Source organism: Aequorivita iocasae (assembly GCF_016757735.1).
Lineage (GTDB): Bacteria > Bacteroidota > Bacteroidia > Flavobacteriales > Flavobacteriaceae > Aequorivita > Aequorivita iocasae.
Window position 1 is genome coordinate 436,638 of sequence record NZ_CP068439.1, and the last position, 13,139, is coordinate 449,776.

14 protein-coding genes are annotated in these 13,139 nt (G+C 38.5%); 12 read left to right on the plus strand and 2 right to left on the minus strand.

All coding sequences use genetic code 11. The features are described from left to right. The first annotated feature begins 13 nt into the window (after positions 1–13). The 11 genes from JK629_RS02095 to JK629_RS02145 all read left to right on the plus strand — a co-directional run bounded on the left by JK629_RS02095 (position 14) and on the right by JK629_RS02145 (position 10,283). The gene (locus tag JK629_RS02095; protein ID WP_202336992.1) at positions 14–538 is read left to right on the plus strand and encodes an ester cyclase; all 525 of its coding nucleotides are present in this window, start codon (positions 14–16) and stop codon (positions 536–538) included. A gap of 20 nt (positions 539–558) precedes the next feature. Next, positions 559–1,563 (plus strand): NADPH-dependent aldehyde reductase Ahr, encoded by a 1,005-nt coding sequence (ahr, locus tag JK629_RS02100; RefSeq protein WP_202336993.1) that lies wholly within the window; start codon positions 559–561, stop codon positions 1,561–1,563. A gap of 160 nt (positions 1,564–1,723) precedes the next feature. Further along, entirely contained in the window at positions 1,724–2,662 is a 939-nt protein-coding gene (locus JK629_RS02105; RefSeq protein ID WP_202336994.1) for an NAD-dependent epimerase/dehydratase family protein, read from the plus strand. Between the two features lie 38 nt (positions 2,663–2,700). Continuing rightward, positions 2,701–3,642: a nuclear transport factor 2-like protein gene (locus JK629_RS02110; protein WP_225626089.1), complete on the plus strand. Its 942-nt coding sequence runs from the start codon at positions 2,701–2,703 to the stop codon at positions 3,640–3,642. A gap of 97 nt (positions 3,643–3,739) precedes the next feature. Further along, positions 3,740–4,510, plus strand: coding sequence for a hypothetical protein (locus JK629_RS02115; RefSeq protein ID WP_225626091.1), 771 nt, complete (start codon positions 3,740–3,742; stop codon positions 4,508–4,510). Between the two features lie 83 nt (positions 4,511–4,593). Then, positions 4,594–5,031: a DUF1330 domain-containing protein gene (locus tag JK629_RS02120; protein WP_202336995.1), complete on the plus strand. Its 438-nt coding sequence runs from the start codon at positions 4,594–4,596 to the stop codon at positions 5,029–5,031. A gap of 18 nt (positions 5,032–5,049) precedes the next feature. Further along, positions 5,050–5,577: a RidA family protein gene (locus JK629_RS02125; protein WP_202336996.1), complete on the plus strand. Its 528-nt coding sequence runs from the start codon at positions 5,050–5,052 to the stop codon at positions 5,575–5,577. A 39-nt stretch (positions 5,578–5,616) separates the two neighbouring features. Beyond that, positions 5,617–6,462 carry a nuclear transport factor 2 family protein gene (locus tag JK629_RS15450; RefSeq protein WP_225626092.1) on the plus strand — a complete coding sequence of 282 codons (846 nt, stop codon included), beginning with the start codon at positions 5,617–5,619 and terminating at the stop codon, positions 6,460–6,462. A 135-nt stretch (positions 6,463–6,597) separates the two neighbouring features. Then, positions 6,598–7,962 carry an MFS transporter gene (locus JK629_RS02135; RefSeq protein ID WP_202336997.1) on the plus strand — a complete coding sequence of 455 codons (1,365 nt, stop codon included), beginning with the start codon at positions 6,598–6,600 and terminating at the stop codon, positions 7,960–7,962. Between the two features lie 158 nt (positions 7,963–8,120). Next, positions 8,121–8,747, plus strand: a complete 627-nt coding sequence (locus tag JK629_RS02140) for a carbonic anhydrase (protein ID WP_202336998.1) — start codon at positions 8,121–8,123, stop codon at positions 8,745–8,747. Between the two features lie 33 nt (positions 8,748–8,780). Then, on the plus strand, positions 8,781–10,283 hold the full coding sequence (locus JK629_RS02145) for a M28 family peptidase (protein ID WP_202336999.1): 1,503 nt from the start codon (positions 8,781–8,783) through the stop codon (positions 10,281–10,283). Positions 10,284–10,292: 9 nt separating this feature from the next. Here JK629_RS02145 and argS read toward each other — a convergent pair whose 3' ends face one another. After that, the gene (gene argS / locus JK629_RS02150) at positions 10,293–12,080 is read right to left on the minus strand and encodes an arginine--tRNA ligase (RefSeq protein WP_202337000.1); all 1,788 of its coding nucleotides are present in this window, start codon (positions 12,078–12,080) and stop codon (positions 10,293–10,295) included. A gap of 147 nt (positions 12,081–12,227) precedes the next feature. Here argS and JK629_RS02155 point away from each other — a divergent pair, with 147 nt between their 5' ends. Then, positions 12,228–12,860 carry a MarC family NAAT transporter gene (locus JK629_RS02155; RefSeq protein ID WP_202337001.1) on the plus strand — a complete coding sequence of 211 codons (633 nt, stop codon included), beginning with the start codon at positions 12,228–12,230 and terminating at the stop codon, positions 12,858–12,860. A gap of 3 nt (positions 12,861–12,863) precedes the next feature. Here JK629_RS02155 and JK629_RS02160 read toward each other — a convergent pair whose 3' ends face one another. Beyond that, the gene (locus tag JK629_RS02160; protein ID WP_202337002.1) at positions 12,864–13,070 is read right to left on the minus strand and encodes a hypothetical protein; all 207 of its coding nucleotides are present in this window, start codon (positions 13,068–13,070) and stop codon (positions 12,864–12,866) included. Between the last annotated feature and the right edge of the window lie 69 nt (positions 13,071–13,139).

Below are 13,139 nucleotides of genomic sequence, written 5' to 3' on the forward strand. Positions count from 1 at the left end.
AAAATTTAAAACAATGAAAAAACTACTCTTTTTAGGACTTGCAATAGTCCTTTCAACAACAGCTTGTCAACAACAGGAAAAACGCTACACCCAACAATCCCCGGAAATTGACACTTATAAAAAAGTGATTGATGCTTACGAAAAACAAGACTGGGAGGCCATGGCCAGCCATTATGCAGACACTGCAAAAATAATGAACAATGTGGAAGAAAAAGATGGTCAAACACTAGCCCAACTGGTGCAAATGAATAAAGACGACGCTTCGCTCTTCTCAAGCTGGGATTATGTAGACGGAGAATCTGAATACGAAATGGTAGTGACCGATAAAGGCAAAACCTACGTAAACTTTTGGGGCCTTTGGAAAGGAACGCTCGCCGCAAATAACAAGACCTATACCATTCCTACACATATTACTGCCCAGTTTGTGGATGGCAAAGTGGTGAAGGAGTTTGGATATTGGGATTTATCAAAAATAATGCTGGATATGCAAGCCATGCAGCAGGCAGAAGCGCCCGTAGTAAACGATACAATCAAATAATAATTCAAATATTCAAAGAGATGAAAGTGAACGGATACGCGGCCATTGAGCCCAAAGCAGAATTAACGCCTTATTCCTACGAATTGGGACCCATAGGTTCGGAACAAGTAGATATTAAGGTTTCCTATTGTGGTATTTGCCATTCAGACTTAAGCATGATAAATAATGATTGGGGAATGACACAATATCCACTCGTTCCTGGCCATGAAATAATAGGAGAAGTAATCGCTACGGGTAATGCGGTTAAAAATGTAAAAGTGGGCGATAAAGTAGGATTGGGATGGCAGTCTGGGTCGTGTATGAGCTGTGATCAATGCATGGAGGGTCATCATCATCTCTGCGCTCAAGGCGAAGCTACTATTGTAGGTAGAAACGGGGGGTTTGCCGACTATGTTCGTGGGCATTGGTCCTGGTCTATTCCACTTCCGGATGCTATTGATATGAGTAAAGCTGGACCTCTATTTTGTGGAGGAATTACTGTTTTCAATCCAATACTATTAGCTGGAGTTAAACCAACGGATAAGGTGGGTGTAATAGGAATAGGTGGGTTAGGACATATGGCTATCAAGTTTCTAAAACATTGGGGCTGCGAAGTAATCGCGTTTAGTTCAAACCCGAATAAAAAGGAAGAAATATTGAAGATGGGCGCCAGTCGGGTTATTAATTCTAAAGCTCCTGAAGAAATAGAAAGCATTACGGGCAAACTAAATTTCATTTTAAATACCACCAATGTAACCTTGGATTGGAACTCATATTTGACAGCATTGGCACCAAAAGGAAAATTCCATACGGTAGGAGCTGTTTTGGAACCGATGGAAATACCGGCATTCAGTTTAGTTATGGGAGAAAAAACAGTGGGAGGAAGCCCCATAGGCAGCCCTGCTTTAACTAAAACCATGCTTGATTTTTGTGTAAGACACAAGATTTATCCAGATGTTGAGGAATTCCCCATGGCAAGGGTAAATGATGCAATTGAACACTTAGAAAAGGGTAAAGCTCGATTTAGAATAGTATTAAAAAATTAATTATTGCCCAAAGCCAGGCCGTTTCAGAAAAAACAGTATGAAAGAGTTAAAATCCCAAGAGCGTACTGGCATTGCAAATGATTTGACTACGACCCCTTATGTGCCTTATTACCATTTAGCCAAAATCATACAATAATTTAAAAAAATAAAATACGAAAATATGAAAACTGTAGGTATCATAGGTGGTTCAGGCTTTATAGGAAGTTATATAACCAAGAAATTTCTGGAAGAAGGGTACAGTGTAAAAGTATCGGTAACCGACATTAAAAAGAGCGAAAAATATCAACATCTTTTCAATCTTGAAAACTCAGATAACCTCAATATCAGCGCACTGAAAGTAGAAGATTTAGAAACTTTGAAAGATTTCATCAGCGACTGCGAAGTTGTAATACACGGAGGAACCCCTTTTCAGCTAGACGTGAAAGATCCACAAACAGAACTTTTTGACCCAACCTTAACAGGTACCGAGAATTTTCTGGAAGCCATACAGCAAGCCCCAATGATTGAGAAGGTCATTTTTATAGCTTCTGTTGCGGCTTATAATACCAATTTTCCATTGCCTGCAGAAGGTAAAAAACCTACTGACACCTTCAGCGAAAAAGATACTCCTTTTATGAGTGAAGAAAGTCATCCATATGCACAGGCTAAGTTCATCGCCAACCAGACGGTGGAAAAATTCATACAAGAAAACCCAAGGCTTTCCTTTGAAATAATTTCGGTCTCCCCTGTGGGTGTCATGGGAAAATCGCTTTCAAATAGAGAAGATTCCACTTCAACCGGCTTACAGTTTCTTTTCAAAAACAAAATAGCGCCCAATCCATTTGTACAAATGCTTTATGACACAAACGCAGAAATGGCCGTAGTAGATGTTAACGATGTTGCGGAAGCAGTTTTTAAAGCTTCAACAACTACTGGACTGCACGGCAAAAATTATTTATTGAGCAGCGAAAGCTATCCAGTGAGCGATATGAGCCTAATGCTAAACCATCAAGCCCCAAAAAACAAAGGCAGCGTAATTTACAAAAACACACTGGCCATGAACGATTTGGGAATAAAATTCAGGCCCGTTCAGGAAACTTTAAACAATTATTCACAGTAAAATATAAAAGAGAATATTAACCAAATAAATACATAAAAATGAAAACAATTAAAACTACAGCCCTATCGGTGATGATGCTTATTGCATTTATTTCCACAGCACAAAAAAAGAACGGAACTATTTACGTAGAACATCCGGCAATTACCACAGTGGAGGCTATGACACAAGCATTTGTGAAAGGCGACACCCAAAAAGTTGCAAGCTATCTGGCCGATGATTTTAAGGCCTATAACGGTACTAGCATAGACCCAAACGATAAAGGACAGGATAAAGAAAGTTTTTCAAATGCTGCAAAAGGCTGGAATGACGCCCTTGACTATTTTTCAATCAGCCGTTCCCCAGGAGCTTATCCTGACGCTCTGGAATATAAAGATGACAACCAAAAAGATGTGATGTGGGTACAGACCTGGGAAGACATGAAAGGCGTGCACAAAAAAACAGGAGTCAAGATAAACCAGCCTATGCACCGCTTGTTTATTGTTAATAAAAACAATAAAATACAAACCATTATAACCTATAGCAACGCCAATATTGGTTCAGAAATTCGCCAAAGTTTTAGCGACAGAAAGAATGGAACCATTTATAACCATCACGAAAACATAAATACAGTTCGTAAAATGATGTATGCTATAGAATTCAATGATTGGGATAAAGTATACAGTTTTTATGATAAGGATGTAGAGTTTGTAGATTCCAGTTCACCTACTATGAAAAGCATTTCCTTAGCAGAACAAAAAGCAATAGACAAACAGATTTTAGAGAAATATGATGTTTCCAGTATAGACATGGTAGGCTATCCAGACTATTTACATTATGAAATGGGTGATATTGGGGTAGTTCTTTCTTGGTGGAATATAAATTTTATCCGCAAGGCTGACAAAAAAGCCATCACCATGCCAATTCACTATCAAATGAATTTCAATGAGGAGGGCAAGATAACTTCCGAAACTGCCTACTACAACCCAAAACTATTGGATTAAACCAACAAGCCTTTTAATAATAAACCCCAAAATTTTATTAAGTGAAAAAGTAAATACTAACCGTTTTCGCCCAAGGCGGAAACACAATATTAAAATTATGAGAAAATTAATCTTTACAATGCTCTTATTGCCACTTTTGGCAATAGGACAGGAAAGTACCGAATACGGCGTATTCGAAACGGCAAACATTACTCCAAATCCAGCACAAGTAACCCAGTTTGAAAAGGGGTTAGCAGAACACAATAAAAAATACCACGGCGAGGGACCTTACGGAGTAAGAGTTTATTGGATTGCAAACGGACCAAATACAGGTAGTTATCATTGGAGTATGGGACCGTTTCCATGGAGCTCTTTAGACAATAGACCTGCTCAAAAAGATGGTCATGACAACGATTGGAATAAAAATGTAGCCCCTTACACAACGGAGGGAAGTGGCGCCCAAAGCTACTGGCGCAGTCATCCTGAACTTTCGCGCTTTCCAAAGGATTTTACCATAAAAAATATGTCGGTAGATTATTGGGACATCAAAAGAGGCAAATATGAAGATGCCATGAAACTAGTTGAAAAAGTAAATAAAGTGTACGCTGCAAAAGCGCCCAATGAAATTTGGGGCATCTACACCAACGAATTTTCAAGTACCAAGGAAGGCCGTGACTTGGCCGTTATTTCCTTTTTCGATAAATCTGCTTGGTTAGGCCAGGATAACAGCATTGCAAAAAAATATGAAGAAATGAACGGTGCCGGAAGTTGGGCTCAATTTATAAAAGATTGGATGGATGTAACCAATGGCGGTGAAACCGAAATTTGGATTTACCGACCAGATTTAAGCGGTATTAGTGGTGATGTAAAAGTTGCACCCTCAAAGTAAATTTTAAAGAAAATGTGCGGTGCAGCTTGGTTGCACCGTACATTTTCAAAATAGGGAAGTTAGAAAAAATTAAAATTAAAGTTATGGACACAAAATTAATTACTCTTCTAATCATTCTTTTTACGGGCGTCTTTTGTGCACAGGCTCAAAGCAACGATCCGCATGCCAACCATGATTCTGCCATAACTGGAATTCCTTCGGAAAAAATTTTAATGGTTTTGGATATTACGGTGAAGGATTCCCTTCAATACCAGCAGTATCGATTAAAAGCGGAACCGCTTATAGAGCAATTTGGCGGCATCTATTTGGTGCGCTCTGGCGGAATGGAATTTGATTCAGACCCAGCCCGAAAGGTAACACCTGTAGAGGGAAACTGGAACCCAAACCGGTTTATAATCCTGCAATGGGAATCCATGGAACAACTTCAGAATTTTGCTTCCTCGGAAGAATATAAAGCCGTGGCAAAATTGCGGGAGAATTCAGCTTCAACCAAGTCGATTATCGTGAAGAAATATCAATAATTACAAATAATTTCTAAAATGAAAAACACACAACCTTTCATAATATTATTAACATTTTTAGCCATCATTTTAAGCACAGGTTGTAATGAAAAACCGAAAGCTGAAACAACTGCAGAAAAACCGAAAACCACTGAAGTAGCTGTTGCAAATGAAACTCCAGACTACTTTCTACTGCGTCCTGAAGTTGAGAAAGCCTACGGCTATTCGCACGCCGTAAAAATTGGTAACGATATAAAAATATCCGGGGCCGTCAGTATGGACGATGAAGGTAATCCCACCGCCGTGGGCGATCTGGAACAACAGATGAAAAACTGTTATGCCGATATAGAAAAAATTCTAAATCACTACGGTTGCACCTTTGACGATGTGATTGTGGAAAATGTAATCACCACAAATATGTCCAAATTTTTAGAAGTGGCCGCTTATAGGGCAGAAATCTATAAAAACCATTTCCCAACTGGATCGTGGCTTGGCGTAAAAGAATTGGCGCTTCCAGAATTTATGATTGAGATTGAGTTGGAAGTGCATAAAGGCATTAGGCATTAGGCACATTAAAATATTTAAAACCAATAAATTTTAGAAATTATGAAAATATTTAAAATCCATCTTTTTTTAATAACGCTATTTGTGATAATAGGCAGTGCCTTTTCACAAGAAAAAAATATAGTGTACAAAACCGGTAATCCTACCGATTGGCCTTCCGAACTCGACGCAGTTATTGCAGCACCAAAAAACCATAAAATACTGTTGGAAAATGACAAGGTACGCGTGCTTGAAGTGACCTTGGCGCCGGGCGAAAAAGAGGCCCTGCACCACCACCGTTGGCCAAGTGCTTTATACATTCAAGAAGCAGGAGATTTTATTGATTACGAAGGTGATGGCAATGTAATTTTCGATTCACGTCAGCTCCCAGAACCATTACCCATGCCATTTACAATGTACAAAGAGCCAGAAGCTCCACATTCGGTAGTGAATTTGAGCAAAACGAAACCCATACGACTTATTCGGGTTGAAATGAAACAAGGGAATACAGCTCAAAACATTGCCATTATAGAGGGACTATACAAAGCTTTTTCGGCTGGCGATATTCCCACGGTACTTGCTGGATTGGATCCAAAAATAGTATGGAATGAAGCGGAGGGAAATTCGCTTGCAGACGGAAATCCATACATAGGTCCAGAGGCAGTGCTTAACGGTGTTTTTGCGCGTATTGGCGCAGAAAATGAATACTTCAAACTTAAGGATATTGAGTTGCACAATATGGACAACAACCAGGTTTTGGCAACGCTTCGGTATGAGGGAAAATTCAAACAAACCGGTAAAATATATGATGTACAAGCCGCACATCTTTGGACATTAAAAAATGGGAAAATAGTTGCTTTTCAGCAATATGTGAACACCAAAAAATTGGCAGAGGCAGAGAAAATGTAATTTCCCAATCAACTATATACTTCAACACGAAGTGAAAAATTTCGCCGAATGGAAAAAATTTAAGCAGAAAAGACAGTTTCCCCATGTCCCTAATTAAAAAAGGAGAATTCAATCCTCCCTTTAAAACCTAAAATCATGGCAAAAGAAACTACAATAAAAAAAACAAGATTAGGAAGAGCGCTAACCGATAATGCCTTAACAAGGTACATTACCTTTTCGGCACTGTACATTGCACAGGGAATTCCAGAGGGTATCACCTATTTTGCAATACCTGCTTGGTTAGCAATGAACGGAAAATCTGCTATGGAAATCGCAGCGTATGTGGGAGTGATTGGAATTCCATGGAGTTTTAAAATTATCATTGCGCCTTTAATGGACCGTTTTACCTTGTTGGCAATGGGTAGAAAAAGGCCCTGGGTCATTTTCGGACAGCTTGGTTTAATTATAAGCTTTCTAATTATTGGATTTGTTCCAGATCCCTTGAACAATCTTTCCGCTTTAATGACTGCTGGCTTTTTCATCAGTTTTTTTGGAGCATTTCAGGACGTGGCAACGGATGGAATGGCTGTAGATGTAATTCCGGAAAACGAACAAGCAAGAGCCAATGGCCTGATGTGGGGAACCAAAACCATTGGCATTTCGTCTTCGTTGATTATAGGTACTTGGCTTATTAATAATTTTGGTTTTTCAACAGCTATTTCTTCCCTCTCCATCGCAGTCGCAACTATTATGCTTTTCCCAATTTATTTTAGGGAACGGCCTGGCGAAAAAACAATGCCATGGACAAATGGTAAAGTTTCGCCAGATTCAAAACAAACACAGTTGAAGAGCTGGAAGCAAATTTTTAGAAGCCTCTATAAAGTTGTAAGATTAAAGTCGAGCTTGGTGTTTGCCTTCGGGATATTTGCCGTAGGCTTGATGTTTGGGCTTATAGATACACTTTTACCTATTTTCAGCATACAGGAATTGGGGTGGACCAATTCTTCCTTTTCAAATGTATTCTCTATTACCACAGTGGTAGGAGGATTTTTGGGCATGTTTATTGGCGGTTATTTGGTAGATTATTTTGGGAAAATTAAAATGCTTTCGGTGTATTTAAGTTTCTTAACCATTCTTATTGCCGTATTTGCATCCCTAAATAATTTATGGAGCAATAATATAATTATTTATGCCTTCATCCTATCCTATTATACGCTATACACTTTTTTATGTATTGCAATGTTCGCCTCGGCCATGCATCTTTGCTGGAAAACGGTTGCAGCTACACAATTTACGCTTTATATGGCACTTTCAAACATGGGGCGTGCAGCCGGAGCTGCAATGTTGGGTGTCTTGAAAACTAATTTCAACTGGGAAATCGTCTTTCTTGTTATCGCCCTTATGCCCGTTATTATGGTAATTCTTATTCAGTTTATAAACTTCAAGAAACATCGTGTTGCCGTAGATAGCTTTGTTATTTTAAAACATACCGTAGTGGCGCCGCACGTGATAAAAGATTAATTAAAAATTCAATTTTTTTCAAAAAGATATTAAAACAAAAAAACTATAAAGATCATATTGTGGTTAGAGCTCCTTTGATTGTTCCGTTTAAAAACTTTTCTCAATTCTTTTCGAACTTTCCCTATCTTTAAATTCTGAAATAAATCTTCAGATGAACTATGAATATCGATCAAATTTTCAAGAATAATCAAAATTGGGTAAACGAGAAATTAGGGCTTGACCCAAATTATTTTAAAAATCTTTCCGAAGGGCAAAACCCCGAGGTGCTTTATATAGGCTGCAGCGACAGCCGTGTTACCGCAGAAGAAATAATGGGCGCCAAACCCGGCGAAGCTTTTATATTGCGAAATATCGCCAATATGGTTTCCAATTTGGACCTCAGCGCAATGAGCGTCATCAATTATGCGGTGAGCCATTTAAAGGTAAACCATATAATCGTGTGCGGCCATTATGGTTGTGGCGGTGTAAAAGCGGCAATGCAAAGCCAGGATTTGGGAATTTTAAATCCGTGGTTGCGAAATATTCGAGATGTATATAGATTACATAAGCAGGAATTGAATAATATAAAAGACGAAGAAGAAAAATACCGCAGACTGGTTGAACTAAACGTGCAGGAACAATGTGTAAACGTTATCAAAACCGCTGATGTTCAGATTGCCTACCGAAGTAGAAACCTTACCGTACATGGCTGGGTCATGGATATGGCCACCGGAAAATTGATTGATTTAAAAATTGATTTCGATAAGGTTCTCAAAGACATTATGGAAATTTACCATTTAGACTAAGAATAATACAAAACATAAACTTTAAAAAAACCTATGAAGAAATTTACAATCCTTGCTATTACATTTTGCTGCTTCATAAATACCTTTTCCCAAACCGAAAAGGAGAAAGTTGAAGCTACCGTTTCCAAAAACAAAATTGAGGGCCACATTTATTTTCTAGCAGACGATCTTTTGAAAGGAAGACAAACAGGTACTCCCGAAAATAAAATTGCGGCATCTTACCTTGCTAATACACTTCGAAGTTATGGAGTAGAACCGGTAACCAAAAATGTAATGAAAGGATCAAGCACAGCTAGCTATTTCCAAGAAATAAAACTGAACAAAGTGAGCCCCATAAAACGTTTGGTTTTGGCAATAGACGGAAAGGAACTCAAGAAAAAAGTGGTTTTAAAACCAAATAAAATGGAAATCATCACCCAAGGAATCTATTTGGGCTATGGCCTAGAAGAGGATTATAAAGGAAAAGATGTCTCCGAGAAAATAATTGTAGTACGTTCTGGTGGCCCCAAAAATACCAATGTCCGCGGCGCTTTCGGGCTGGTAGAAAAAAAAGAGGAATTGGCCAAGGACCACGGTGCCATTGCTGTAATAGAGTTAATAGATGCCAGCGAAAATAGCTGGAGTTTCATTGATCACAATTTTAATAACGAGCGCTTAGAAATTGCTGAAAAAGAAAAGTCAAATAGTAATGAAAAAAATATTGGTTATTTATGGGTTCAGGACGAAAATCACATTTTTGCCAAATCGCTTGAAGAAAAAAATAATATAAAAATTAAATTGATGATGGAAGGAGAAGATAAAACCGAAATCATTACCCAAAACGTTATTGGCATGGTGGAAGGTTCTGATCCAAAACTAAAGGAAGAATTCATCATTTATTCGGCACATTACGATCATGTAGGCATCGGTAAACCAGACGAAAATGGAGATGACATATACAATGGTGCAAGGGACAATGCAGTAGGAACCACAACAGTTTTAAGTATGGCCGAAAACATCGCAAAACATCCAACCAAACGTTCGGCTTTATTCATTTTTTTCACAGGGGAAGAAAAAGGTTTGCTCGGAAGTCAATATTACGTTGAAAACCCATTGCTCCCCTTAAATAAAATGGTTTATTGTTTCAATAGTGACAATGGAGGCTATAATGACACTTCTGTAATTTCAATTATAGGCTTACCCAGGACTACTGCTGCTGCAAATATAAAAGAAGCCGCAACTGTTTTTGGATTAAAAGCAATAGATGATGCCGCTCCCGAACAAAATCTTTTTGACCGAAGCGACAACGTGGTTTTTGCTCAAAAAGGTATTCCCGCGCCTACTTTTTCTTTAGGATTTCAATCTTTTGATGGCGACGTTACCAAATACTACCATCAACCCAGTGATGAGGCAGACACGCTGGACTATGACTATTTGCTGAAATTTTTTCAAAGCTATGTGATGGCAGGAAGGTTAATAGCGAACGACCCCACAACCCCTAAGTGGACAAGTGGTGACCAATATGAAGAAGCCGGTAAAAAGCTCTACGTAAATTAAACTTTAAAATCACATCCGTTCGGGAACTTCAATACCCAAAAGAGCAAAAGCACTTTTTATAACCTCTCCCACAGCTTTTGAAAGTTTTACGCGGAATGCTTTTTCTGTTTCATTATCCGTTGCTAAGATTGGTACATTTTGGTAAAAACTGTTAAATTCCTTTACCAAATCATAGGTATAGTTCGCAATAAGCGCAGGACTGTAATTCTCAGCCGCCAAGTGGATAGTATGTGGGAATTGCTGGATAATTTTAATGAGCTCTTTTTCTTTTGGATGTATTTCAAATTGTTCACCAATAAAAGTTTCGACAGCGCTCAACTTGACATCGGCCGCTTTTCGTAAAATAGACTGAATCCGCGCATAGGTATATTGAATAAACGGCCCCGTATTTCCTTGAAAATCCACACTTTCCTCGGGATTGAAAAGAATCCGTTTTTTAGGATCAACTTTCAAAATGTAATATTTCAAAGCACCCAAACCAATCATTCGGTAAAGTGCTTCCTTTTCTTCTTTTGAAAAATCATCAATCTTTCCAAGTTCTTCCGAAATAGTGCGAGCAGTCTCAGTCATTTGCGAAATCAAATCATCTGCGTCAACTACCGTCCCCTCTCGGCTTTTCATTTTACCGGAGGGCAGATCCACCATTCCATAACTTAAATGAAACAGATTTTTAGCCCAACTGTAACCCAGTTTTTTCAGAATCAAAAACAAAACCTTAAAATGGTAATCCTGCTCGTTACCAACGGTATAAATCATTCCGCCAACGTCTGGGTGATCTTTAACGCGTTGCACGGCAGTACCGATGTCCTGCGTCATATAAACCGCTGTGCCGTCGCTTCGTAATACAAGTTTTTCATCAAGGCCTTCTTCGGTCAAATCGCACCAAACAGAGCCATCATCCTTCATAAAAAAAACGTCTTTTTTTAAGCCTTCCTCTATAATATCTTTTCCTAAAAGATAGGTATCGCTTTCGTAATAATAAAAATCGAAATCTACGCCAATGGATTTATAAGTTTCCTCAAAACCACTGTAAACCCAGCCGTTCATTTTATTCCAAAGCGCGACGGTTTCTTTATTGCCAGCCTCCCATTTTCTAAGCATTTCCTGTGCTTCCAGAATAAGGGGCGCTTGGGCTTTTGCTTCTTCCTCAGTTTTACCTTCGGCTTTTAAAGCCTCTATTTGCTTTTTGTATTCCTTATCAAATTTTACATAGTAGTTCCCAACAAGTTTATCGCCTTTCAAATCAGTACTATTGGGAGTTTCCCCATTTCCGAATTTTTCCCAAGCGAGCATACTTTTACAAATATGTATCCCGCGGTCGTTGATGATTTGTGTTTTATACACTTTTTTTCCTGCAGCTTTTTCAATTTCTGCCACGGAATAGCCGAGCAATACATTCCGAACGTGCCCCAAGTGCAGCGGTTTATTTGTATTTGGAGATGAATATTCTACCATCAATGCTTCCTTACCCTGCGGAACTTTTCCGAAGGAAGAAAAATCAGGAACGGAGTTGAAAAAATTCAAATAGTACGAATCGCTCAAAACAATGTTCAAAAAGCCCTGTACAACGTTGAATTTTTCAATCTCAGAAACATGTTCAACCAAATAGTCGCCAATGGCCTCCCCTATTTGCACAGGATTTCCTTTAACAACGCGCAACATCGGGAAAACAACAGCGGTGATATCGCCTTCAAAATCCTTGCGGGTGGGCTGTAATTCTACCGATTCAAGTTTTGCACCGTACAGTTTTTCGACTGCGATTTTAATTTGGGTTTCCAATGTTTGCTGAAATGTCATACTAAAATTTTAGAGTGCAAAGATACTTTTTTGAATTTTGAATTTTCAATTTTGAATTTTGAATTTTTAGAAGCCATCAAATAACTTTCTTTTAAAGTTTTGGTAATCTTCAAACACAAAAACCAAACGTCCTTTGCCGAAAAAACTATGGACATTTTTTTATATGTATTTGCCGCGCTTTTTTCAGTAATAAACCCATTGGGTACGGTACCAGTATTTGTAGGGTTGACGAGCGATGAAAGCACTCAGGAACGCAACAAGACCTCGCTTTTGACCACGATAAATGTGGTGGTAATTTTAATCATTTCCTTCTTTGCCGGAACCTATTTATTGGCCTTTTTCGGAATAAGTTTGAACGCACTCCGGATTGCAGGAGGAATGATAATAGTAACCTCTGGCTTTGCGCTGTTGACGGGAACTTTTTCAAAGCACAAAGGGATGAAAAATAAAAGGGTGCAAAAGGATTTGGACAAACGCGAAAAGTTTTCGCTCACTCCGCTTGCAATCCCTATGCTTGCAGGGCCTGGCTCCATTTCACTATTGATAACGTTCAATCAGGAATATCAAAAAACAGCAGCTATATTTTGGGTAATTCTCGCTGTATTGGCTGTGGGGCTATCCACATTTATTATTCTGAGAAGTTCGCACTACATAAGCAAATTTTTAGGTGCTTCGGGCATTAATGCTATTTCCAGAATAGTTGGATTTATAGTAATTTCAATAGGTGTGGAATATATCAGTGCAGCCGTAATTGCAATTCTTCAAAACATTCAATTTTAAATATTAACGACGGTTTTTAAGCAGTGCGCTAGCAATAAGCGCCAAAACCCCAATACCAATCATTCCAAGTGTTTGATTGGTCAATCCTTCCTTTGCATTTACTTCCAAAGGGCCTATATCCAAAACCTGTTGTGGAACAAAAGCATTGTAAAGTCCAAAAACAATCAAAACCACTCCTACAATTAGCAATACAATTTTTAAAATTTTCATGATTTTTGATTTATTTGGTTGAAGTTTTAAAGATACCGCATTGAAAAAGATGCGCTGCAACAACTTAAC

Bases quoted from the DNA above. Each gene is read 5' to 3' on its own strand.
- JK629_RS02095 (WP_202336992.1), top strand. From the start codon at position 14: ATGAAAAAACTACTCTTTTTAGGACTTGCAATAGTCCTTTCAACAACA.
- ahr (WP_202336993.1), top strand. From the start codon at position 559: ATGAAAGTGAACGGATACGCGGCCATTGAGCCCAAAGCAGAATTAACG.
- JK629_RS02105 (WP_202336994.1), top strand. From the start codon at position 1,724: ATGAAAACTGTAGGTATCATAGGTGGTTCAGGCTTTATAGGAAGTTAT.
- JK629_RS02110 (WP_225626089.1), top strand. From the start codon at position 2,701: ATGAAAACAATTAAAACTACAGCCCTATCGGTGATGATGCTTATTGCA.
- JK629_RS02115 (WP_225626091.1), top strand. From the start codon at position 3,740: ATGAGAAAATTAATCTTTACAATGCTCTTATTGCCACTTTTGGCAATA.
- JK629_RS02120 (WP_202336995.1), top strand. From the start codon at position 4,594: ATGGACACAAAATTAATTACTCTTCTAATCATTCTTTTTACGGGCGTC.
- JK629_RS02125 (WP_202336996.1), top strand. From the start codon at position 5,050: ATGAAAAACACACAACCTTTCATAATATTATTAACATTTTTAGCCATC.
- JK629_RS15450 (WP_225626092.1), top strand. From the start codon at position 5,617: ATGAAAATATTTAAAATCCATCTTTTTTTAATAACGCTATTTGTGATA.
- JK629_RS02135 (WP_202336997.1), top strand. From the start codon at position 6,598: ATGGCAAAAGAAACTACAATAAAAAAAACAAGATTAGGAAGAGCGCTA.
- JK629_RS02140 (WP_202336998.1), top strand. From the start codon at position 8,121: ATGAATATCGATCAAATTTTCAAGAATAATCAAAATTGGGTAAACGAG.
- JK629_RS02145 (WP_202336999.1), top strand. From the start codon at position 8,781: ATGAAGAAATTTACAATCCTTGCTATTACATTTTGCTGCTTCATAAAT.
- argS (WP_202337000.1), bottom strand. From the start codon at position 12,080: ATGACATTTCAGCAAACATTGGAAACCCAAATTAAAATCGCAGTCGAA.
- JK629_RS02155 (WP_202337001.1), top strand. From the start codon at position 12,228: ATGGACATTTTTTTATATGTATTTGCCGCGCTTTTTTCAGTAATAAAC.
- JK629_RS02160 (WP_202337002.1), bottom strand. From the start codon at position 13,070: ATGAAAATTTTAAAAATTGTATTGCTAATTGTAGGAGTGGTTTTGATT.